This window comes from Pseudomonas putida (genome assembly GCF_002741075.1).
In the GTDB taxonomy this organism is placed as follows: Bacteria; Pseudomonadota; Gammaproteobacteria; order Pseudomonadales; family Pseudomonadaceae; genus Aquipseudomonas; species Aquipseudomonas putida_T.
The window spans coordinates 277,511-297,638 of sequence record NZ_CP016634.1 but is presented as its reverse complement, the minus strand read 5'-3'; the positions used below and the strand labels follow the sequence as shown (position 1 = coordinate 297,638).

Annotated in this window: 21 protein-coding genes, 1 pseudogene and 1 riboswitch; of the genes and pseudogenes, 3 read left to right on the top strand and 19 right to left on the bottom strand. The window is 64.8% G+C overall.

Annotated features, from left to right (window positions below; all coding sequences use genetic code 11):
• Position 1: 1 nt before the first annotated feature.
• Positions 2 to 136 (top strand): annotated as a pseudogene (locus tag IEC33019_RS01700) (DUF2798 domain-containing protein); the annotation flags it as partial.
• A 3-nt stretch (positions 137 to 139) separates the two neighbouring features.
• On the opposite strand, the gene IEC33019_RS01695 reads toward IEC33019_RS01700, so the two are convergent.
• From IEC33019_RS01695 to cobO, 15 genes are all read right to left on the bottom strand, one after another.
• Positions 140 to 691: a glutathione peroxidase gene (locus IEC33019_RS01695; protein WP_070091708.1), complete on the bottom strand. Its 552-nt coding sequence runs from the start codon at positions 689 to 691 to the stop codon at positions 140 to 142.
• 48 nt (positions 692 to 739) lie between these two features.
• The gene (locus tag IEC33019_RS27965; protein WP_256814859.1) at positions 740 to 862 is read right to left on the bottom strand and encodes a hypothetical protein; all 123 of its coding nucleotides are present in this window, start codon (positions 860 to 862) and stop codon (positions 740 to 742) included.
• Positions 859 to 2,061: an MFS transporter gene (locus IEC33019_RS01690; RefSeq protein WP_070091709.1), complete on the bottom strand. Its 1,203-nt coding sequence runs from the start codon at positions 2,059 to 2,061 to the stop codon at positions 859 to 861. Before IEC33019_RS01690 ends, IEC33019_RS27965 begins: the two co-directional genes overlap by 4 nt.
• Before the next feature lie 64 nt (positions 2,062 to 2,125).
• Positions 2,126 to 2,530 carry a MarR family winged helix-turn-helix transcriptional regulator gene (locus IEC33019_RS01685; RefSeq protein WP_070091710.1) on the bottom strand — a complete coding sequence of 135 codons (405 nt, stop codon included), beginning with the start codon at positions 2,528 to 2,530 and terminating at the stop codon, positions 2,126 to 2,128.
• Between the two features lie 53 nt (positions 2,531 to 2,583).
• Positions 2,584 to 3,762, bottom strand: a complete 1,179-nt coding sequence (locus IEC33019_RS01680) for a glycoside hydrolase family 5 protein (protein ID WP_070091711.1) — start codon at positions 3,760 to 3,762, stop codon at positions 2,584 to 2,586.
• 189 nt (positions 3,763 to 3,951) lie between these two features.
• Positions 3,952 to 4,689 (bottom strand): adenosylcobinamide-GDP ribazoletransferase, encoded by a 738-nt coding sequence (locus IEC33019_RS01675; protein ID WP_070091712.1) that lies wholly within the window; start codon positions 4,687 to 4,689, stop codon positions 3,952 to 3,954.
• 1 nt (position 4,690) lies between these two features.
• On the bottom strand, positions 4,691 to 5,260 hold the full coding sequence (gene cobC, locus IEC33019_RS01670; RefSeq protein ID WP_070091713.1) for an alpha-ribazole phosphatase family protein: 570 nt from the start codon (positions 5,258 to 5,260) through the stop codon (positions 4,691 to 4,693).
• On the bottom strand, positions 5,257 to 6,312 hold the full coding sequence (gene cobT, locus IEC33019_RS01665) for a nicotinate-nucleotide--dimethylbenzimidazole phosphoribosyltransferase (protein ID WP_070091714.1): 1,056 nt from the start codon (positions 6,310 to 6,312) through the stop codon (positions 5,257 to 5,259). The genes cobC and cobT overlap by 4 nt, the downstream gene beginning before the upstream one ends.
• Positions 6,309 to 6,830 carry a bifunctional adenosylcobinamide kinase/adenosylcobinamide-phosphate guanylyltransferase gene (cobU, locus tag IEC33019_RS01660; protein ID WP_070091715.1) on the bottom strand — a complete coding sequence of 174 codons (522 nt, stop codon included), beginning with the start codon at positions 6,828 to 6,830 and terminating at the stop codon, positions 6,309 to 6,311. The genes cobT and cobU overlap by 4 nt, the downstream gene beginning before the upstream one ends.
• 1 nt (position 6,831) lies before the next feature.
• Positions 6,832 to 8,286, bottom strand: coding sequence for a cobyric acid synthase (locus IEC33019_RS01655; protein ID WP_070091716.1), 1,455 nt, complete (start codon positions 8,284 to 8,286; stop codon positions 6,832 to 6,834).
• Complete coding sequence (gene cobD, locus IEC33019_RS01650) at positions 8,283 to 9,275, bottom strand: threonine-phosphate decarboxylase CobD (RefSeq protein ID WP_070091717.1); 993 nt, start codon at positions 9,273 to 9,275, stop codon at positions 8,283 to 8,285. The genes IEC33019_RS01655 and cobD overlap by 4 nt, the downstream gene beginning before the upstream one ends.
• On the bottom strand, positions 9,268 to 10,176 hold the full coding sequence (gene cbiB / locus IEC33019_RS01645) for an adenosylcobinamide-phosphate synthase CbiB (protein ID WP_070091718.1): 909 nt from the start codon (positions 10,174 to 10,176) through the stop codon (positions 9,268 to 9,270). The genes cobD and cbiB overlap by 8 nt, the downstream gene beginning before the upstream one ends.
• Complete coding sequence (bluB, locus tag IEC33019_RS01640) at positions 10,173 to 10,823, bottom strand: 5,6-dimethylbenzimidazole synthase (protein ID WP_070091719.1); 651 nt, start codon at positions 10,821 to 10,823, stop codon at positions 10,173 to 10,175. The genes cbiB and bluB overlap by 4 nt, the downstream gene beginning before the upstream one ends.
• Positions 10,820 to 12,115: a cobyrinate a,c-diamide synthase gene (locus IEC33019_RS01635; RefSeq protein WP_070091720.1), complete on the bottom strand. Its 1,296-nt coding sequence runs from the start codon at positions 12,113 to 12,115 to the stop codon at positions 10,820 to 10,822. The genes bluB and IEC33019_RS01635 overlap by 4 nt, the downstream gene beginning before the upstream one ends.
• Positions 12,112 to 12,723, bottom strand: coding sequence for a cob(I)yrinic acid a,c-diamide adenosyltransferase (cobO, locus tag IEC33019_RS01630; protein WP_043215681.1), 612 nt, complete (start codon positions 12,721 to 12,723; stop codon positions 12,112 to 12,114). The genes IEC33019_RS01635 and cobO overlap by 4 nt, the downstream gene beginning before the upstream one ends.
• Before the next feature lie 121 nt (positions 12,724 to 12,844).
• A riboswitch (cobalamin riboswitch) is annotated at positions 12,845 to 13,068 on the bottom strand.
• Between the two features lie 134 nt (positions 13,069 to 13,202).
• Between cobO and IEC33019_RS01625 the strand changes: the two genes are divergently transcribed.
• A complete protein-coding gene (locus IEC33019_RS01625) occupies positions 13,203 to 13,781 on the top strand; it encodes a hypothetical protein (protein ID WP_070091721.1) in 579 nt (192 codons plus the stop codon).
• 7 nt (positions 13,782 to 13,788) lie between these two features.
• Here IEC33019_RS01625 and IEC33019_RS01620 read toward each other — a convergent pair whose 3' ends face one another.
• The gene (locus tag IEC33019_RS01620; protein ID WP_070091722.1) at positions 13,789 to 16,332 is read right to left on the bottom strand and encodes a dermonecrotic toxin domain-containing protein; all 2,544 of its coding nucleotides are present in this window, start codon (positions 16,330 to 16,332) and stop codon (positions 13,789 to 13,791) included.
• Positions 16,333 to 16,475: 143 nt separating this feature from the next.
• Here IEC33019_RS01620 and IEC33019_RS01615 point away from each other — a divergent pair, with 143 nt between their 5' ends.
• Positions 16,476 to 17,786, top strand: a complete 1,311-nt coding sequence (locus IEC33019_RS01615) for a PQQ-dependent sugar dehydrogenase (RefSeq protein WP_099592807.1) — start codon at positions 16,476 to 16,478, stop codon at positions 17,784 to 17,786.
• 6 nt (positions 17,787 to 17,792) lie between these two features.
• Here IEC33019_RS01615 and IEC33019_RS01610 read toward each other — a convergent pair whose 3' ends face one another.
• The 3 genes from IEC33019_RS01610 to hda all read right to left on the bottom strand — a co-directional run bounded on the left by IEC33019_RS01610 (position 17,793) and on the right by hda (position 19,939).
• Positions 17,793 to 18,329, bottom strand: a complete 537-nt coding sequence (locus IEC33019_RS01610; protein ID WP_070091723.1) for a C40 family peptidase — start codon at positions 18,327 to 18,329, stop codon at positions 17,793 to 17,795.
• 141 nt (positions 18,330 to 18,470) lie between these two features.
• Positions 18,471 to 19,109: a C40 family peptidase gene (locus tag IEC33019_RS01605; RefSeq protein ID WP_070091724.1), complete on the bottom strand. Its 639-nt coding sequence runs from the start codon at positions 19,107 to 19,109 to the stop codon at positions 18,471 to 18,473.
• A gap of 125 nt (positions 19,110 to 19,234) precedes the next feature.
• On the bottom strand, positions 19,235 to 19,939 hold the full coding sequence (gene hda / locus IEC33019_RS01600; RefSeq protein WP_070091725.1) for a DnaA regulatory inactivator Hda: 705 nt from the start codon (positions 19,937 to 19,939) through the stop codon (positions 19,235 to 19,237).
• Positions 19,940 to 20,128: the final 189 nt, after the last annotated feature.

Genomic DNA, 20,128 nt, shown 5'->3' with positions numbered 1-20,128 from the left:
AGCCGGGGTGGGAGATGATTTCTTGACCAAGGTGCTGCAGGCGTACCGCCTGGCAATGCCGGTGGCTTTTGTCTGTGTCTTGGTGGTACGCCCTGTGGTAAACCGCCTGGTGGCCCTGACCGTGCACCCGCACTGACCTTTACGGCTGGGAGGCGATGGCTTTCTCGATCGCTGCCTGGAAGGCCGGATCGTCGGGTTTGGTCAGGCTGGAGAAGTTGGCGATCACTTTACCTTGGCGATCGACCACGTACTTGTAGAAATTCCATTTGGGTGCACTGCTCTGGCGCGCCAGCTCAACGAACAATGGCACCGCATCCTTGCCGCGTACCGCTTGGGCCTTGGTCATGGTGAACGTCACGCCGTAGTTGGCGTAGCACACCTTGGCGGTCTTCTCGCTGTCGGCGTCTTCCTGCTTGAAGTCGTTCGAAGGCACACCGAGCATCTCCAGGCCTTGTTCGTGGTAGGCCTTGTAGGTCGACTCCAAGCCCTCGAACTGGGGGGCGAAACCGCAATAGCTGGCCGTGTTGACCACCACCAGCGGCTTGCCGGCAAAGCGCTCGCACAAATCGATCTGCTCTTTGCCACGCAGCTCGGGCAGGCTGCCTTGCAACAAGGCGGGACAGTCGGCCGCCCAAGTGGACGAGGCGGCGGCAAGAACCAGTAACGAGAGGGTAAACCTGCGTAGGGACATCGTTCGGCACTCCTGCAAGATGAGAATTCTGTACCTGCAGGGTAGCGCCTAACAAACACCCATGCCCAACTGCATCAGCGCCAAACCGCCCTCATGCCAGCCCCACCACACCAGTGCGAGCAACGCTAGCGCAACGGCTGCCAGCAACCCGCGCATCAGGGAGCGATTCATACCGGCTGGGCCTGCAGTCGCGCCACCGGGCGCTCACGCACCGGCCAGTTGAGAGCTGCCGCCAACACGCTCAGCAGAATCGAAATCTGCCAGACCAACTCGTAACTGCCGGTACGGTCGTACACCACCCCGCCCAACCAACCACCGAGGAAGGCGCCCAACTGATGGAACAGGAAGACGATGCCACCAAGCATGGACAGGTTGCGCACACCGAACACCGTGGCCACGGTGCCATTGGTCAGCGGGACCGTGGACAACCACAAAAGCCCCATGGCGATGCCGAACAGGTAAGCACTGACCTGAGTCACTGGCGCCCACAGGAACAACAGAATCACCACAGCCCGCAACAGGTACAAGCCGGTCAGCAGCCGCGGCTTGGACATGCGCCCACCCAGCCAACCGGCGGTGTAGGTACCGACGATGTTGAACAGCCCGACCAACGCCAGCACGGTGGTGCCGGTGGTCGCCGGCAGATGCTGATCCACCAGATAGGCCGGCAGGTGCACGCCGATGAACACCACCTGGAAACCGCAGACGAAAAAGCCCAGCGCCAGCAACCAGAACCCTGGATGCGAACACGCCTCGTGAAGCGCCTGGCCGAGTGTCTGCTCGGCGCCATGGCTCGGTAGAGGCCGATCACGCAACAAACCCACGAACGGCACGATCAAGGCCACCAGCAAGCCCAAAACCAGCAAGGCTGCCGACCAACCCAGCCATTGGATCAGGCCGAGGGTTCCCGGCAGCATGGCGAACTGACCGAATGAGCCGGCGGCACTGGCGATGCCCATGGCCAGGCTGCGTTTTTCCGCTGGGACCGCGCGCCCCACCACACCGAGGATGACCGAGAAGGACGTACCGGACAGCCCGATGCCGATCAACAGGCCAGCACTCAACGAAAGCGACCAGGCCGAGTCGGCCATGCCCATCAGCATCAGGCCCACGGTGTAGAGAATCCCGCCGATGATCACCACTCGCGCGGCGCCCAGGCGGTCAGCCAGGGCCCCGGCAAACGGCTGGGCCAGGCCCCAAATCAGGTTCTGCAGGGCGATGGCGAAGGCGAACACTTCCCTCCCCCAACCGAACTCGGCACTCATCGGTGCCAGGAACAGACCAAAGCCGTGTCGCACCCCCAGGGACAACGCCAGGATAAGCGCCGCCCCCAACAACACCCACCCGCTGGTTCGCCATACCGAGGTCATCGTCGTTCTCTCCAGCCCATCGCAAGGTTTATGCGGGTATATACCCACTTATGGTTGTAAAGCATCACGCCAGACGCTCCAGCAGCCCGATCAGCGCGTCCCGCTGCCCTTCGCCCAGTCGCTCGACCAATTGCCGCTGGGCCTGCTCCCACGCCGGGAGCGCAGCACGCAACAGCGCTTCACCCGCCGCGCTCAACAGCACCACGCGATTGCGCTGGTCATCGCCGTCGGCCAGCTTCACCAGCCCCTCAGCCTCCAGCACACGCAGGTTGCGCCCGAGGGTACTGCGGTCAAGCCCCATAGCCTCGGCCAGGGTGGTGATGCTCGGCCGATCGAGCCGCTGCAGGTGGCGCAAGAGGGAAAACTGGGCGACATTGACGCCGAAGCCGGCAAGGGCTTCGTCATAGTGCCGGCTCACCCCACGGGCGGCGCGACGCAGATGGGTACAGATGCATTCACTGGTCAGCATGAATGCGTGTATATACCCGCACCCAGGATGTTGCAAGAAGTTTCAAAGATGCTTCAGGGCGCCAGCCGCCGACGAATAGGCTCGAATTCAGCCGTGGCCTGGCGCGCCACCGGATCGGGCTCACCCTTGTCGATTGCCTGCCAATAGCGCCAGGGCACCTTGGCCGCACCCAGTTCGTAGTCCATTCCGTCCCAGTTGTCCTCACGGAAACTGTAGAAAGCCCAATGCAACTGCTGCTTGTCCAAGACCGTCAGGACATCCTCGAGGTATTGCTTGCACCCCGCCAGCCGACGCATGCAACCGAACTCCCCCACCACCAGCCGCGAGCGGGGAACCCCCATCGCATCCGCCCAATCCAGCGGCTTTTGCAGATAAGCCGCTACCCGTTCGCCATCCCACTGTTCACGCTTGCCGCCGAACGGTGCCGGCCCCGGATAGGGAATCGGTTGCTTGCGCGCCATGTTCGGTGCACTGGTGGCCGAATAGGGCTCGTACATGTGCACGCTGTAAAGCACTCGCCCGTCCTGCAAGGGCGCCGGCCAATACCCGAAGGCATCGGCAGCGGCGTACCAGCCGGCATCGAGCATGATCGGGGTGACCGCATCCACCTCACGGATCGCCGCCACCAGCTCGCGATACAGCGCCGGCAGGTCACGCGGGCCGCCCTGCTCGCCAACGTACCACTGCTGCATACGCTGCAGATCGGCATGCTCGGCGAGGCCAGCATTGCGTTCTGGCGCAGGCTCGTTGATCAGGTTGTAGGCCGCCACGGCGGGGTGATCCTTCAGCACCAGGGCAAGGTCGCGCCAGAAGTTGGCCGCCTGGGCCCAGTAGCGCTTGTCCTGCCAGAGCCGATCGTCGAACTGGCCTTGGTTGTTCTGTGACCAGCGCATGCCCGGCAACGAAAGCGGAGCGATCACGACCTTCAGACCCGCGGCGTGGGCGTTGTCCAAAACGCTCTTCAACTGCGCCAGGTCCTTGGGCGAAAGGCCGTTGTAGGCATCGGCATCGCCGAGCAGGAAGTCACGCCCCTGAGGCGTCCACTTGTCGTATGACAGCCGCACCCAGGTGGCGCCATAGCCACTCAGGGCCTGGAAGTAGCGCTGATCGGGGGGCAGGCGATTGAAGCTGTTGCCGCCGTGGCGAGGGGTGTCCCAGAAATCGATGAGGTCTGCGGCAGTGGCCGGCAGGCTTGCCAGCGCGATCAGGCTGGCGAACATCCAATGGCGCATGCGACGGCTCCCTGGTCGAGTGGACGGCCTGTGAGCATACGCCCGCCAGGCCAGGGAAACCGTTCAGGAACATTGCGGGAAGTTGCATGGTGTCGTTGTGTCAGGCCCTTTCGCGGGCACCCGCTCCCACAGAGCACTTCAAAGCCTGTGGGTTTACCTGCGAAAAGGCCAGCTTTGACAGCAGAGACCTCAATGCGCCGATAACGCCAGGCCCAACACCACCGTCAGTTCCAATAACTCCAACAGGGCCCCGGCGGTGTCCCCTGTGCTGCCGCCCAGGCGGCGACACATCAGGTGACGAATCCAGAAAAAGACCACGCCCGACACCAGCAGCACCCAAAGTACCGTCCAACCACCGAACAGCACGCAGACCAGCGCACTGGCAGTCAGCATCCAGCCCGCTGCCTGCCGAGGCAGATGGTCGGCCAGCGCCTGGCCGAGCCCACCCGGGCGCACATAGGGAGTACCCATGAACAACCCCAGCAAGGCGGCCCGGCCGACGATCGGGGCCAAGACCAGCCAGGGACCCGCATCGCGCTCCACCAGCACCCACAGGGCACAGAACTTGAGCAACAACACCAGCACCAAGGCCACGACCGCGATCGGGCCGCTGCGCGGGTCCTTCATGATCTGCAAGGTGCGCTCGCGATCGCCAAAGCCCCCCAGCCAGGCGTCGGCACTGTCAGCCAGGCCATCCAAGTGCAAAGCACCACTGAGCAGCACCCACAGTGTGAGCAGCAAGGCCGCGTGCAAGGGCGCGGCGACACCTGCGAGCCAATGACTGGCGCCCCACAACAGCAGGCCGAACAGCAGACCAATCACCGGGTAGAACAACAACGAACGGCCCATCTGCCGAGGTTCCGGCATTCCCGGCAGGCGCACCGGCAGGCTGCTCAGAAACTGCAGGGCAATCCAGAAAGGCAGCATTTCAGCTCTCCTCGCGCAACTGGCCATCGCTCGCCAAGCGCAGGCGCCGTAATGCCCCATGCCCGACCTCGACCTGCAGCAGCTGCTCACGCGGTAGGCCACGGGCACGCGCCAGCAACAAGCGCATGACGCCGCCATGGGTGACCAGCAGCACGCGCTTGCCCAGGTGCTGCCTGCCCAGCTCGTCGATGGTCGCCAGCACCCGCTCGGCGAACGCACCCACGGGCTCGCCATTGGGCGGCGTGTAGCCATACGGGTCGGCCCAGAAGCGCCCCAGCGCATCGGCCTGATCTTGCATGATCTGCGCCGCGCTGCGCCCTTCCCAATCACCGAAATGCAGCTCACGCACGCCAGCCTCGCGTTGCACCGGCAACGCCAGCCGCGCGCCAAGCTCATCGGCGAAATGCGCGCAGCGACGCAGCGGGGAACTGACCAGCACGTCCCAGGGCCCCGCCTCGGTCACCGCCTCGCGCATCTGCGTCCAGCCGCGCTCGGTCAAGGCGTCGTCCAGGCTACCGCGCAACCCACCGCCGAGTTCGGTTTCACCATGGCGCAACAGGTCGAGCCTCATGCCGAGCGATCCGCCACCGCGGCCTCGGCGAAGGTCGCCATCTGCCCGTGCAGGGCGCAGGCCAGGCGCATCAGCGGCACGGCCAAGGCCGCGCCACTGCCCTCGCCCAGACGCAGGCCGAGGGCCAGCAACGGGGTCGCTTGCAGCGCTTCGAGCAAGACCTGATGCCCCGGCTCCGCCCCCTGATGCGCGAACAGCAGCCACGGTCGGCAATCAGGATTCACACGCACCGCCACCAAGGCCGCGACACTGCAAATGAAGCCGTCCACCAACACCGCCACGCCCTGCTGGGCGCACGCCAGATAAGCACCGACCAGCGCGGCGATTTCAAAGCCCCCGACACAGGCCAGGGCCTGCAGTGGATCGTCGGCCCCCACGCCATGCAGCCCGAGGGCGCGCTCGATCACTTCAGCCTTGTGCCGCACACCGCCCGCATCCAGGCCCGTACCCGGGCCGCTCAGCAGCTGCGCCGAGCAGCCCAGCAGAGCGCTGGCCAACGCAGCTGCGGCGGTGGTGTTGCCAATGCCCATCTCGCCGCCGATGAACAGCGTGGCCCCCTGCTCGGCGGCCCGCAACGCACAGTCGCGCCCGGCGGCGAGCGCCGCCTGCCACTGCGCCTCGGTCATCGCCGGCTGGCGGGCGAAGTTGGCGGTACCGGCACCCAGACGCAGGTGGCGCACCCCAGGCAAATCCAGCTCCGGGTCGATGGTGCCCAGGTCGACCACCTCCAGGGTGGCCTGAAGCTGGCACGCCAGCACACTGATCGCTGCGCCACCGCCGACGAAATTGCCCAGCATCTGGCCGGTCACCGCCTGTGGATAGGCGGAGATGCCCTCCTCCACCACGCCGTGGTCACCCGCAAAGATCGTGATGGCCACCCGCTCCAAGGTCGGCCGCTCGCAACCTTGCAAGCCGGCCAATTGCACCGCCAAGCACTCCAACTGGCCAAGGGAGCCCGCGGGCTTGGTCAGTTGCTGCTGACGGGCACGGGCCTGGTCCATGGCGGCCAGGTCGATGGGTTGGCAGGCGTCGCGCCACCAGGGTTGTTTCATAGGGAGGGTCCTTTGAGCATGAGGGGTAGGCCAGCGACGGTCAGCACCACGCGCTCGCAGCGCTCGGCCACCGCCTGGTGCAGCCAGCCGGCCTGATCGACATAGCGCCGGGTCAACTCGCCCATGGGCACCACGCCCAGGCCGGTTTCGTTGCTGACCAGGATGATCGTGCCAGGCAATGTCGTGAGGCATTCGAGCAACGCATCGCGCTCCAGGGCCAGTCGGGCGTCGTCGTCCAGCATCAGCAAGTTGGTCAACCACAGGGTCAGGCAATCCACCAGCAGGCAGCGCCCTTGCGCGGCCTCGGCACGTAACACTTGGGCCAAGGCAAGCGGCTCTTCGATCAGCCCCCATTCGGCAGGACGACGCTGGCGATGCAACTGCACACGCTCGTTCATCTCGCCGTCGAGCGGCTCGCTGGTGGCGATGTAGGTCACTGGCAGGCCGCTGGCCTGGGCCAACTGTTCGGCCAGGCGGCTTTTGCCGGAGCGGGCACCGCCCAGGATCAGGTTGCGCATGTCAGGCGACTCCACACAATTGGCGCAAGCGCGCGGTGTCCAGATGCTGCTCCACGAGGTCCGCCAGGCGCTCGATATCTCGCTCGCGCAAGGCGTCGTAGTCGATGGCCTGGGCATCCTCCAGCCCAGCCCAGCGCAGCAGCGCCGCACATGAATGACTGCCCTCGAACAGGCCATGCAGGTAGGTGGCGAGCACCTGCCCATCGGCGCTGATCGCACCGTCGCAGCGGCCATCGTCCAGTTGCACCGCCGGGCGCTCCAGGGCCGGGCCGCGGGTGACGCCAGCGTGGATTTCATACCCGCCGACCGCCGCCTGCTCCAAGCCCAGGGTGCCGCGCACATTGCGCAATTGCTTCTGGGCTTCCAGCACCGTGACAAAATCGAGCAGGCCCAACCCTGGGCTGGAACCTGCCGGGCCTTCCAGGCCGAGCGGGTCCTGCACTTCACGGCCCAGCATCTGCAGCCCACCACAAATGCCAATGACCTTCCCGCCATAACGCAGGTGGCGTGCGATGGCGACGTCCCAGCCGCGCTCACGCAATTGCGCCAAGTCGCCCCGCACGCTCTTGGAACCGGGCAGGATGATCAAGTCAGCGGGAGGGATTGGCTGGCCGGGGCCGATGAACTGCAAGTCGACCTGCGGGTGCAGGCGCAACGGGTCGAAGTCGGTGTGATTGCTGATACGCGGCAGCACCGGGACGATCACCTTGAACAGGCGGCCAGCCTGGGTCGCCTGGCGCGCATCGATGGCATCCTCGGCCTCCAGGTGCAGGTCGGTCACATAAGGCAACACTCCCAGCACCGGCTTGCCGGTGCGCTGCTCCAGCCAGTCCAGGCCCGGTTGCAGCAAAGCGATGTCACCGCGAAAGCGGTTGATGACAAAGCCCTTGACCCGCGCCTGCTCACTCGGCGATAGCAGCTCCAGGGTACCCACCAGGTGGGCGAAGACCCCGCCACGGTTGATGTCCGCCACCAGGATCACTGGGCAGTCCACTGCTTCGGCAAAGCCCATGTTGGCGATATCGCCCGCACGCAGGTTGATTTCCGCCGGCGAGCCCGCGCCCTCGACCATCACCACTGGATAGGCGGCGCTCAGCCGCTGGTGGGATTCCAGCACCGCTTGCATGGCGATGGCCTTGTAGTCGTGGTAGGCCACGGCATTCATGCAGGTGACGGCGCGGCCATGGACGATCACCTGGGCCCCGGTGTCGCTGTTGGGCTTGAGCAATACCGGGTTCATGTCGGTGTGTGGCGCCAGCCGACACGCCTGGGCCTGCACCGCCTGGGCGCGACCGATCTCGCCGCCGTCGGCGGTCACTGCACTGTTGAGCGCCATGTTCTGCGGCTTGAACGGCACCACATCGACGCCCTGGCGCAACAGCCAGCGGCACAGGGCGGTGACCAGCGTGCTCTTGCCGGCATCGGAGGTGGTGCCTTGCACCATGAGGGTGGTCATACCGACTCCTTCTGGTAGTCCGCCAGGGCGTGACGCAGGCGCTGTTCATCCGCCTCAGTGGCCGGTAGTCCAAGGCGCACCGCCAGGGGCTGTTCGAACAGGCGCACCAGGATGCCCCGTCGGGCAAGAAATTCATGCAACTGTGCGGCCTGTGGCAGGCGCACGTACTGGAACAGGTCGCAGCCGCCACTGGGCCTCAACCCGGCTGCTTCGAGCACTGCCGCCAAACGCCGACTGGCCTGGGCACAACGGACGATCTGGGTGCGGTGGGCCGCTTCGTCGTTGAAGCAAGACTGCCCCAGGACCCGCGTCGGGCCGCTGATGGTCCAGGGCCCGAGCAGTTCGGCCAAGCGCTGCAACAGGACTTGCTCGGCCACCACGAAGCCCAGTCGCACCCCGGCCAGGCCAAAGAATTTGCCGAACGAACGCAGCACGATCAGCCCGGCGCAATCGGCGCAATCGACGATGCTCTGGGCCGGGGTGTTGTCCATGAAGGCTTCGTCGACCAGCAACCAGCCGCCACGACGCGCCAGGCGGGCGTGCCAGTCGAGCAAGCGCTCGCGCGGTACACAGCGCCCCGTGGGGTTGTTTGGGTTGACCAGCACCAGCACATCGAGGCTGTCCAGGGCCTGTTCGACCTGCTCGTCGGCCAGCCCGATCACCTGGTGCCCTGCGCGGCGCCAGGCGTGCGGGTGCTCGGCATAGCACGGCGCGAGTACGCCGACCCGCCCCGCAGGTCGCAGGTTTGGCAAGGCCTGGATCGCCGCCTGGGAGCCGGCCACCGGCAGCAGGCTGTCGACGCCATAGTAGGTGCGCGCCGCCTGCTCCAGGCCATCCTCGACCTCGGGCAGCCGTGCCCAGGCGTCCTGCGCAATCTCCGGGATGGCGTAGGGCCAAGGGGCGATGCCGCTGGAAAGATCCAGCCAGTGTTCACGGGCAATGCCGTACTGGCGCACTGCGCGCAGCAGACGACCACCATGTTCAAGCATTCACGTAAGCTCCCAGGCAGATCAACAGCAACCACAACCACACACCGCGCTGCACCAGGCTCCAGCCGCGCTCGATGGCATCGGCGTCGGCCGCAGGCCCCTCGCCTAGGCGCGCACGCTCATGCAGCTCGCCGTGGTACACCGCAGGGCCGCCCAGCTCCACACCCAGGGCACCTGCACCGGCCGCCATCACCGGCCCGGCATTCGGGCTGTCCCACAGCGGCGCCTGGTTGCGCCAGCAGGCCAGGGCCAGGCGGGTCTTGCCCAGCAGCGCGTAGGTCAAGGCCACCAACCGGGCGGGGATGTAATTGAGCACATCGTCGATACGTGCCGCGGCCCAGCCGAAACGCTCGAAGCGTTCATTGCGATAGCCCCACATGGCATCGAGGGTATTGCTCAGGCGATACAGCACCACCCCAGGCGCACCAGCCACGATGAACCAGAACAACGCCGCGAACACCGCATCACTGCCGTTCTCCAGCACCGACTCGGTGGCGGCTCGGGCCACGGCAGGCTCGTCCAGCTCACGGGTTTCACGGCTCACCAGATACCCCACCCGCCGCCGCGCCTCGTCCAGGTCTCCCCGGCGCAGCGCCTCGGCCACAGGCAATACATGCTCGCCCAGGCTGCGTAGCCCCAGAGCGCAATACAGCGCAAGTACATCCACCCACCAGCCAATGAAGGGCAGCCAGGAGAGCACCAGCACCAGCAGGGTCAAGGGCACCACGGCAAGGAGCCAGGCACTGACGCCATGGCTGCGCCACCCCCGACCGCCGGCATTCAAGCGCTGCTCCAGGCGCGCCGCGAAGTTGCCGAACCCCACCAGCGGATGACGCCGTTTTGGCTCACCCAGCAACGCATCCAGCGCCACGCCGGCCACGGTCAGCAAAGCGATGCTCATTGCCGCTCTCCCCAATGATTTTCATAAAGCATGTCACTCAGCGGCCGCTCCTGGGCCCACTGCTCCAGCACCAGCATCGGCGCGGGATAGAACTCGACTACCGGCCCCAGGCACAGCACGGCCACCGGCTTGGCACCTGTCGGCATGCTCAGCAGCTCGCCCAACGCCTGCGGGTCGAACAACGATACCCACCCCATGCCCAGGCCCTCGGCGCGCGCGGCCAGCCAGAGGTTCTGGATAGCACAGGCGAGTGAGGCCAGGTCCATCTCCGGCAAGGTCCTGCGGCCGAAGATGTGCGCTTCACGATGGTCCATCAGCGCCGCCACCAGCACCTCGGCGCAGTCCTGAATGCCTTCGACCTTGAGCTTCATGAATTCATCGGAGCGCTCGCCCAAGGCTTCGGCGGTACGTGCCCGCTCCTGCTCCACCAGAGCCTGGATGCGGCCACGCAAGCCACGATCACTGATGCGTATGAAACGCCAAGGCTGCATCAATCCGACACTGGGCGCCTGGTGGGCAGCGGCCAACAGGCGGGCAAGCAGCTCTGGGGCGACTTCACCGCCTGCAAAATGGCGCATGTCGCGGCGCTCGCCGATGGCGCGGTAGACCGCGGCACGCTCGGCAGCGGAAAAAGCGTGTTCGCTCATGGTCGCAGCAGCGCCGCCGTCGCGTCTGGGTTGGAAGGGAAATAGAAGTGCACGTAGGACGCGGTCAAGCGCCCAACGCGATAGACCGCCTCATTACCACGCCCGCCGTTAGGGCTCTGGCCTCGAGCGATCGGCTCAAGGGCAGTATCGGTCAAGGAATGGTGATAGGTATGGCCACGCAAGGTGCCTTCTGGCAACGCCACCGCTTGCAGGGCCAGGGCGGCCAGGCGCTTTTGCATCACTGCCTCGCCCGGCAGCAGGCCAAGCAGCTCGGCGCGCTCGCCGGCCACATCGGTCAAGGCGTCGAGCAGGTAGAGCATGCCACCGCACTCGGCCAGCAAAGGCTTGCCTTGAGCGTGATGGGCACGGATTGCCTCGCACATCGGCGCGTTGGCAGCCAGGGCATGATGATGCAGTTCCGGATAGCCGCCAGGCAGATAGAGGCTGTCTACAGCCGGTAACGCGTGATCATGCACCGGGGAGAAGAACAGCAGTTGCGCGCCGAGCTCGCGCAACAGATCAAGGTTGGCGCCGTAGGTGAAGGCGAAGGCCTCATCCCGGGCCACGCCAATGCGCACACCCGCCAGGGACGGCTGGGCTGTCACCGGGGTGGGTCCGGCGAACGCCACAGGCGGTGGCAAGGCTGCGTCACAGCTTTCACCCAGGGCTTGGGCTGCAGCGTCCAGGCGCAAGTCCAGGTCGTTGAGTTCACTGGCCTGGACCAGCCCCAGGTGACGGCTGGGCAGCTCGATGCCGCGTTCGCGGGACAGCCCGCCATACCAGCGCAAGCCTTCGGTGAGGCTGCCTTCGAGCAGCTGCGCATGGCGCAGGCTGCCGACCCGATTGGCCAGCACGCCCGCGAAGGGCAGGTCAGGTTGATAGCGGGCCAAGCCCAGTGCCAGGGCGCCGAAGGTCTGGGCCATGGCCGTGCCGTCGATCACCGCCAGCACCGGCACGCCGAAGTGGCGCGCCAAGTCCGCGCTCGATGGCGTGCCATCGAACAACCCCATGACGCCTTCGATCAGGATCAGGTCAGCATCGCCCGCCGCCTCCCAGAGCAGGCGTCGGCTCTCTTCTGCCCCGATCATCCACAGGTCGAGCTGGTACACCGGCGCACCGCTGGCTCGTTCGAGGATCATCGGGTCGAGGAAATCAGGCCCACACTTGAACACCCGGACCTTGCGACCACGGTTGCGGTGCAGGCGCGCCAGGGCAGCGGTGACCGTGGTCTTGCCCTGACCGGAAGCCGGTGCCGCTATCAGCACCGCGGGGCAATGCCGGGTCTGGCTCATAGCTCCACGCCCTTCTGGGCACGAATGCCGGCCTGGAAGGCATGCTTGATCACGCCCATCTCCGTGACGGTGTCGGCCAGCTCGATCATCTCGGGTTTGGCGGCGCGGCCGGTGACGATCACATGCTGCATCGGCGGACGGGCCTGCAGGTCCGACAGCACTTGGTCGAGATCCAGGTAGCCGTGCTTGAGGGCGATGTTCAGTTCGTCCAGCACCACGAACTGCACCGACGGGTCCTGCAACAGCTGGCGCGATACCGCCCAGGCGGCCTCGGCGGCAGCGATATCACGCTGGCGGTCCTGGGTCTCCCAGGTAAAGCCCTCGCCCATCACGTGGTAGCGCACCTGTTCGGGGAAGCGGCGGAAGAACAGCTCTTCACCCGTGCTGTCGCGGCCCTTGATGAACTGCACCACGCCGCACTGCATGCCATGCCCCATGGCACGGGCGAGCATGCCGAAGGCCGAGCTGCTCTTGCCCTTGCCGTTACCGGTGAGCACCAGCAGCAGGCCGCATTCATTGGGGGCATTGGCGATGCGCTCGTCGATGATCGCCTTCTTGCGCTGCATGCGCGCCAGGTGGCGTTCGTCGCGTTCGGTGGATTCGCTCATCAGGATTCTCCGCAGGCCGTCGCCGCGCACGGAAAGCGACGACAGGTCGATAGGCAGGCAGACGGAGAACGCGCAGGGGCCGTGGCAGGCGCCACGGTGCACCGCGCATCACCCTCCGTGATGCCGTTGGCAGTGACAGGCCGGTCTCCGGGCTCGTGAGCAGGGCCTTGGCCCATGGGTCGCGCGCCTTCCCGGATACGCGTATCCAGTGGCCCTGCGCGGCCTTTGTCTCACCTACCGTTGCGGGGGCAGCGCCGGATTCGCGCCTTGCTGGCGCCCACCGGCTTCCCAGTTTCACCCTGCCCAGCCGGAGGCTGGCAGAGCACCTGAAACACGCGCGAAGGTTAGAGGGTTGGGGCGGGAGCGTCAATGAAGCGAACCTCGCGCTCGATCTCATGACTTGTGCCGGGCGCGCAGCAGTGATATCACATAGCCATCAGTTTTCGGCAATGCGATCAACACAACAAGGAGAGCGCAGCATGCGAGGCCTGATCATCAACAACCAGAACCTGGAATTCCTGCGACCGGTCCTGGAAGGCTGGATCGAATGCATCGACCGTTTCAACCAGGTGCACGGTGACAGCGAGGCGCCTTACTGGCACGGTGCGGCCACCAACAGCGGGCTGCTCGCAGCTGCCGCCTGGCAGGCCGAACAGGTGGCCTTGACGCATTACCCCAGCAAGAAGCAGCGCGACGAAGGTGAGCGCGAGGGGCGCTGCGACCTGTCGATCAGCACCAGCGAGGCGTCCGTTCATTTGCATGTCAGCCAGCGCTGGCCGCGCATCGCACGCCTGGATCTGAGCACCGCCCTGCAGGAAGCCGCTTCCCTCGCCCGCCCGATTGCCTACCCCAGCCAGCTCAAGGCCGGCGCACTGTTCGTCAGCCCCTGGAAGGCTGGCCAGCACGCCAGCCCCGAGGAGTTGCAAGACCTGGTCGACGACCTGCAAAAGCACACGGCCTGTGCGATCGCCTGGCACTTCCCCTATGCCTACCGCTCGCTGCACAACGAGCTGGGGCAGTATTTCCCCGGGGTGGCGTTACTGCTCAAGCAGGCGTGAGCCCTGCTCAGGGTGCGAAGAACCGACCGACCAGGTGCGGGTCCCCCAGACGTTCGACATAAGCCGCCCTGTCGAACAGCTGCCCGCTGCGCAGGTCGTACACCGGACCGCTTTGCGGCTTGTCCACCTGCCGGAGCCTGACGTTGACGAAGTGGTAATCCACACCGGTGATTTCACTGAGAGCATCGACACGAAAATACGACCCCGGCAGGAACAGAGTCTCGGCCTCATACTTGTGGGAAGAGAATGGCGCGATCAGCTTGCCGCTGCGATAGCTGTTGGCGGGCAGCTCGAACACCACGGAGGTGTCGTCGAACACCCCTTCCAGGCCACGGCTCGAGAGCTGGTCCGGGTCGGCGGCAAATTTTCGGATGATGTAGGGATTTTCGGTGAATGAGGCCAGGTCGGTATTGACCAGAATGTCACCCTCCTTGAACTGCCCGCTGCGAAAATGCACGCCACTGGTGCCACGATCACCACACCCGCCACGATACAACGGCACGTCGGCATGGGTGGGCAATTGCTCCACCGCGTCAGTCAGCTTGTTGAGATAGCCGACCTCATCGGCGTAGTTGAAGCCTCGTTCGCCCCGGCGCAAGTAGTCGTTGATCGAGTCATCCACGGTGTAGACATCGATCAGGTGATTCTTGAAAGCCCCATCGTCCTTGAACGTGTAGGCCGGCACGCCATGATTGTCGATATAGTCGAAGCCTTCATCGTCCACCAGCAGCTCGGCGTCGCTGGCAAGCTCCGGGATGTCCTCTTGCTCGAGCAGGTTTCGCTGGCGCAGCAACGCCGCATCGGACATGACGTCACTGCGCTGTTCATCGGTCAGCATGTATTCATCCCAGAAAGCGGACGATCGCTGGGCCAGCGCACCTCCCGGCGCGCCGCCTGCCAGGCGCGCCGGCGCGAGCAGCTCCCACTCACCCGCCTCGTTCAGGCGCACCGGACGAATTGGCCCGAAAGCAAAGGGATTGTCCGGCGGGACGATCAGCCAAGTACTTAGCTCGCTGCTGTAGCGCACGCGATAAGGCAGCCCTTGCAGTTCGATCCAGCACTCGCCATGGGCGCCAAGCCGGATGCCGCGCAATGCCTGGCTACCTGCCTGCATCCCTTCCAGGACCTCATTGGCTTGCTCATCTTCGAGCAGGCGCTGGGGTTGCGTCACTTTTGGCCATTCGCTCAGCGGTACGTCGGTTTCATGAAAAGGTGCCCGGTAGGCCAGGGAGGCATGCGTGTTGCCCAGCCCCACTTCGATCATGTTCAGCGCAGCAAAGATCGAGTCGAGGATCGCGCCACGCAGAGCGTCTTGCCGCTCCTGACGGCTACGCGCGTGCACCGCCGTATCCACATCCAGCCAGACCTTGGTCACCGATGCCGCCAGAATCGCCAGGCTGATGCCGGGTGACAACGGCACCAGCAACGCACTGATATTGATGAACGCCGCAAGGTAGCCATTGAGCATGGCCTTGCGCAGTTGACTGTTGTCGACCATCAGCTTGGCGTTGTGCCGCATGTCGCTGCGGGCATCGTCCCGCAACTGAGTAAACAAACTGCCCACCGCCTGTGTGCCGGACTGCTGGAGCAGCACCAAGAGAGCGGCGTCGCTGGGGCTGGCCGCCAGTTGCTGCAGCGCATCCAGAGCCTCCTGCGGGGCATCGTCCAGATGCTCCTGCGCTACCGCCGCCGCCCGCAAACGCTTCATGCCATCGGTACTGCCCGCCCAGCCACGCAGCCAGTGCGCCATGGCCTGGTCCGAGGCGAAGCCTCTGAAGGCCTGTTCGTCATAGGGCATATACAGCCAGACGCGCCCGTTGGCCGGACGCAGGATGTACAGCCAGGCCCGGCCTGCGCTCGGTCGATAGGCCGTGATATCGATCTCCCCTTCCCCAGACTCCTTGCGCAGCTGTTCCAAGCTCGGGGCTTGATCGGTGGAGGCGAGCATGCTCGAGACAAGGCCGCGTACCTGGCGCGCATCGTCTGCGCTGAGCCGTCCCTGGCGCTCGGCTTGCTTGCAGTGCGCCAGCAGGCTGACCTTGGCGAGCACCTTGAAATCACTGGCGCGCGCATTCCAGAAGGCTTCCACCTCAACGCGCATGAGCTGGGCGAAATCCAGGCTCCAGAAGTCCTTCTGGATCTCCCGGGCCAGCACCGGCACTTCGTTGCGCTCGTCGAAACGCTCCGCGTGGGGCCCCTGGCGATAGAAACCGCCGTACAGGTCCAACTCGTCGGTGGCATCCTGGAAGCCGACATCGAAGCGCTTGATCATCAGCTCAGTGAAGCGAAGCGACTTGACCGGGCGCTGGTAATGCGCCCACCCCGTGAAGCTACGATGGCTGGACGCGGCATCGGTGAACTGGTGCCACCAGATTTGGTCCGGGTCCCAGTCCTTGCCGGTATGACGGTGCAAAATCTGCCTGGCATGCTGCTGGGCCAGCCGCCAGGGATCGGGATAGTGCTCCAGGAAATCGTCTGCCAGCCGTGCCAGTGCACGCCCGGTACCCATTACCTTGAGGTTGTGAAGCAATGTCGATTGAAGGTCGAACATGGTCAGATCCAGTTGAGTCGAAGACCTGCCATGTTTGCCAACGCCGCACCCTGTCGGCGGTAGATAGGTCTAGGTGCCCGAAATGAACCTACGCCAACGCATCCGACTCTCAATTCTCACAAGCCCCGATGAGGATTCCGAGCATGGACAGGATGCGTATAGCGGTATTGCTGGCCCTGACCATCAGCCTCGGCGCCTGCGGCGAGTCCGCGCGCCTGGCGCTCAGCGACGGCTTCGGACCCTCGCCCCGCCTGCCCGAGCCCAACAAGACCCTGATCCCGACCGTGAACATCGCCCCGGCGATCGGTTGGCCGGAAAGCGCCACACCGACGCCCGCCGCCGGCACCCAAGTGGTGGCCTTCGCCCGAGACCTCGATCACCCGCGCTGGCTCTATGTACTGCCCAATGGCGATGTCCTGGTGGCCGAGACCAATGCGCCACCCAAGCCAGAGGACGGCAAGGGCCTGCGCGGCTGGGTGATGGGCAAGCTCATGGCGCGTGCCGGCGCCCGGGCCCCCAGCGCCAATCGCATCACCCTGCTGCGCGATGCCGACCATGATGGCGTCGCCGAGGTGCGCAGTACGTTTATCGAAGGGCTCAACTCCCCCTTCGGCATGACCCTGGTGGGCAAGGACCTGTATGTCGCCGACACCGACCGGCTGCTGCGCTTTCACTATGAGGACGGCGCGATGCAGCTGCGCGCAGAGGGCCACCCGGTGCTCGACCTGCCTGGCGGCCCGCTGAACCACCACTGGACCAAGAATGTGATCGCCAGCCCCGACGGCAAGAAGCTGTACGTCACGGTGGGCTCCAACAGCAATGTCGGCGAGAACGGTCTGGAAAAGGAACAAGGCCGTGCCGCGATCTGGGAAGTGGACCCGGCCAGCGGTGAACACCGCATCTTCGCCTCAGGCCTGCGCAACCCCAACGGGCTGGCCTGGGAGCCCCGCACCGGCGCGCTGTGGACGGCAGTCAATGAACGCGACGAGATCGGCAGCGACTTGGTGCCTGACTACATCACCTCGGTGGAGGACGGCGGCTTCTATGGCTGGCCCTTCAGTTACTACGGGCAGCATGTGGATCAACGGGTCGAGCCACAGGATCCCGGCAAAGTGGCCCAGGCGATCGCGCCGGACTACGCGGTAGGGCCACATACCGCATCGCTGGGCCTGGCATTCGCCCAGGCCGGTGCCTTGCCGCCGCCGTTCGAGCAGGGCGCCTTCGTGGGCCAGCATGGGTCCTGGAATCGCAAACCGCACAGCGGCTACAAAGTGATCTTCGTACCGTTCAACAGCGAGGGTAAACCCGCCGGCCAACCGATCGACCTGCTGACCGGTTTTCTCGATGCCAAGGGCAAGGCCATGGGACGCCCGGTGGGCGTGGTCAATGACCGAGGCGGGCTCTTGGTGGCGGACGATGTGGGCAATGTGGTTTGGCGCGTGAGCCGAAAGTGAAGGGGCTCAGGGGTTCTGTGCCAGGTGCCCGGCGGGCAGTACGCGCTTGGCCTGTAGGTAGGCACGGGCCCAGTAGCTGTTGGACAGATAGTCCAGACGCACCGTACCGCCCGTGGACGGCGCATGCACGAAACGCCCTTCCCCCACGTAGATACCGGCGTGGCTGACCTGCGACCCGCCGCTGGTGGCGAAGAACACCAGGTCTCCGGATTGCAGGGCGTTGATGTCCACATTGGGCGCACGCATGACGATCATTTCGCGGGTCGAACGCGGCAGGCTGATCCCCGCCGCGTCTCGATACACATAGCCAATCAGGCCACTGCAGTCGAACCCCGAATCCGGCGTGTTGCCACCCCAGCGATACGGCGTGCCCACCAGGCCGATGGCACGGAACAGCACGTCCTCGGCCATGGGCGAAGAAGACGTTTGCTGATTGAAAATGACCTTCGGCTTGGCCGCCGGAGCCGGTGCAGGGGCATGGCTGGAGCAGGCCGCGAGCAGTGCCGCCAGGGAAAGGAATGCGAAGCGCGCCAACATCGCCATGGTCAGAACATCCTGTCTGGAACCGTTCGGCCGCAGCCGAAGCCAAAAAGTGGTGAGAATTTAGATTAGACGCTTTCTGTAAATGCGCACGGCGGCGAGCTTTTCAGCATCGCCGCCGCGGCAGGGTACATCATTTTGATATCAGTTGCGCGAGATTGTGGTCGGCGCCATGGCCAAGGCACGCTTGGCTTCGATGAAGGTCTTGCTCCAGTAACGATCGCCCAGGTTGTCGATGCGTACACCACCGCTGCGGCGGCTGCTGGAGTGGATGAACTGATTGTCACCCAGGTAGATGCCGGCATGGCTCACACGGCCACGGCCGTTGGTGCTGAAGAACAGCAGATCGCCGGGCTTGAGCTTGTTGCGGGACACTTTCGGCGCATCGACATTGATCATCTCGCGAGTCGAGCGCGGCAGATTCAGGCCGGCTTCTTCGCGGAACAGATAACCAATGAAACCGCTGCAATCGAAGCCGGACTTCTCCGAGGTACCGCCAAAGCGGTAACGGGTGCCGATCAGCGACATGCCACGCTCCAGGATGCTGTCGGCCAGGACTGGCAGCTCATAGGGCTTGCTGTTGCTGGAAAAGGCTTCCAGGTCTTCTTCGGTTGCCAGCGGCTCTTCACCAAAAACGGAAGAGGCGGAGGGTTTGATCAGGCTCGCGGAATGCGCGGTGATCGAGTTTTGATCCTGCGGCTGGGAAACGGGGCCTTGGGAGGCGCAGCCAAAAAGCAGGGTCACAAGTGCAAGTGGCACGAGGGGTGCGAAGCGCTTCAGCATGGGCACGACCGTGTCTGTAATCCTTTAGAAGGGTGGAACTATGCCTTCTATGAGGGTCATTTGCAAATTTTATCGAAAAAAATGTGACTTTTCTGTTTTCGGGCTCTGGGCCGCGTGTTTCGGGGCTACCAGCCCAAGGTTTCCTTGAGGAACGGGATGGTCAGCTTGCGCTGTGCTTGCAGGGAGGCCTGGTCGAGACGCTCGAGCAGGTCAAACAACGCGCTCATGCTACGCGCGCCACGGGTAAGGATGAAATGGCCGACCTCATCGGTCAGGTGCAGACCGCGCCGCGAAGCGCGCAATTGCAGGGCGCGCAGCTTGTCCTCGTCGGACAGCCCGCGCATCTGGAAGATCAGCGCCAAGGTCAGCCGCGATTTGAGGTCAGGCAGCTTGATCGGCAGTTCACGCGGTGAGGCAGATGCTGCCAGCAACAGGCGTCGACCGCTGTCACGCAGGCGGTTGAACAGATGGAACATGGACTCTTCCCAATCCGCCTTGCCAGCGATGACATGAAGGTCGTCGATGCACACCAGTTCGTACTGTTCCAGGTAATCGAGCAGCTCTACGCCACGGTCGAGCAATTGTGCAAGGGGCAGGTAGACAGCGGGTTCGCCCAACTGTTGGAAGCGGTGTGTCGCAGCCTGGAGCAGATGGGTACGACCCACGCCCTGCTTGCCCCACAGGTAGATGAGGCTCTCGGTCCAGCCGGCGTCGGCTTCGCAAAGCCGCTCGACGTAGCCCAATGCCGCGGCATTGGCGCCCGGATAATAGTTGATGAAGGTGGCGTCATCGCGCAGGCGCACACCCAGGGGCAACTGGATCGGTTTCATGCTGGCGGGCGGTCGCGAGGACCACAGGGGGCCTTTGGTGAACAGTGTGCAAAGTCTATACCCGCAACGCGGGCGGCACAATGCGCGAGGGCAAGAGCGCAAGTAAAATCAAGGGGTTGCATGATAAATCCGTCATTGCGAGGCTGCCGCCCTACAGCGGCACGCCCGCTTTCCCTACAAAGTACTCAG

Bases quoted from the DNA above. Each gene is read 5' to 3' on its own strand.
- cobT (WP_070091714.1), bottom strand. From the start codon at position 6,312: ATGAAACAACCCTGGTGGCGCGACGCCTGCCAACCCATCGACCTGGCC.
- IEC33019_RS01655 (WP_070091716.1), bottom strand. From the start codon at position 8,286: ATGACCACCCTCATGGTGCAAGGCACCACCTCCGATGCCGGCAAGAGC.
- cobU (WP_070091715.1), bottom strand. From the start codon at position 6,830: ATGCGCAACCTGATCCTGGGCGGTGCCCGCTCCGGCAAAAGCCGCCTG.
- IEC33019_RS01685 (WP_070091710.1), bottom strand. From the start codon at position 2,530: ATGCTGACCAGTGAATGCATCTGTACCCATCTGCGTCGCGCCGCCCGT.
- IEC33019_RS01610 (WP_070091723.1), bottom strand. From the start codon at position 18,329: ATGGCGATGTTGGCGCGCTTCGCATTCCTTTCCCTGGCGGCACTGCTC.
- IEC33019_RS01675 (WP_070091712.1), bottom strand. From the start codon at position 4,689: ATGCTGCCTTTCTGGATTGCCCTGCAGTTTCTGAGCAGCCTGCCGGTG.
- hda (WP_070091725.1), bottom strand. From the start codon at position 19,939: ATGAAACCGATCCAGTTGCCCCTGGGTGTGCGCCTGCGCGATGACGCC.
- bluB (WP_070091719.1), bottom strand. From the start codon at position 10,823: ATGAGCGAACACGCTTTTTCCGCTGCCGAGCGTGCCGCGGTCTACCGC.
- cobC (WP_070091713.1), bottom strand. From the start codon at position 5,260: ATGAGGCTCGACCTGTTGCGCCATGGTGAAACCGAACTCGGCGGTGGG.
- IEC33019_RS01690 (WP_070091709.1), bottom strand. From the start codon at position 2,061: ATGACCTCGGTATGGCGAACCAGCGGGTGGGTGTTGTTGGGGGCGGCG.
- IEC33019_RS01615 (WP_099592807.1), top strand. From the start codon at position 16,476: ATGGACAGGATGCGTATAGCGGTATTGCTGGCCCTGACCATCAGCCTC.
- cobD (WP_070091717.1), bottom strand. From the start codon at position 9,275: ATGCTTGAACATGGTGGTCGTCTGCTGCGCGCAGTGCGCCAGTACGGC.
- IEC33019_RS01695 (WP_070091708.1), bottom strand. From the start codon at position 691: ATGTCCCTACGCAGGTTTACCCTCTCGTTACTGGTTCTTGCCGCCGCC.
- cobO (WP_043215681.1), bottom strand. From the start codon at position 12,723: ATGAGCGAATCCACCGAACGCGACGAACGCCACCTGGCGCGCATGCAG.
- IEC33019_RS01605 (WP_070091724.1), bottom strand. From the start codon at position 19,109: ATGCTGAAGCGCTTCGCACCCCTCGTGCCACTTGCACTTGTGACCCTG.
- IEC33019_RS01635 (WP_070091720.1), bottom strand. From the start codon at position 12,115: ATGAGCCAGACCCGGCATTGCCCCGCGGTGCTGATAGCGGCACCGGCT.
- IEC33019_RS01680 (WP_070091711.1), bottom strand. From the start codon at position 3,762: ATGCGCCATTGGATGTTCGCCAGCCTGATCGCGCTGGCAAGCCTGCCG.
- IEC33019_RS01620 (WP_070091722.1), bottom strand. From the start codon at position 16,332: ATGTTCGACCTTCAATCGACATTGCTTCACAACCTCAAGGTAATGGGT.
- IEC33019_RS01625 (WP_070091721.1), top strand. From the start codon at position 13,203: ATGCGAGGCCTGATCATCAACAACCAGAACCTGGAATTCCTGCGACCG.
- cbiB (WP_070091718.1), bottom strand. From the start codon at position 10,176: ATGAGCATCGCTTTGCTGACCGTGGCCGGCGTGGCGCTGGATGCGTTG.
- IEC33019_RS27965 (WP_256814859.1), bottom strand. From the start codon at position 862: ATGAATCGCTCCCTGATGCGCGGGTTGCTGGCAGCCGTTGCGCTAGCG.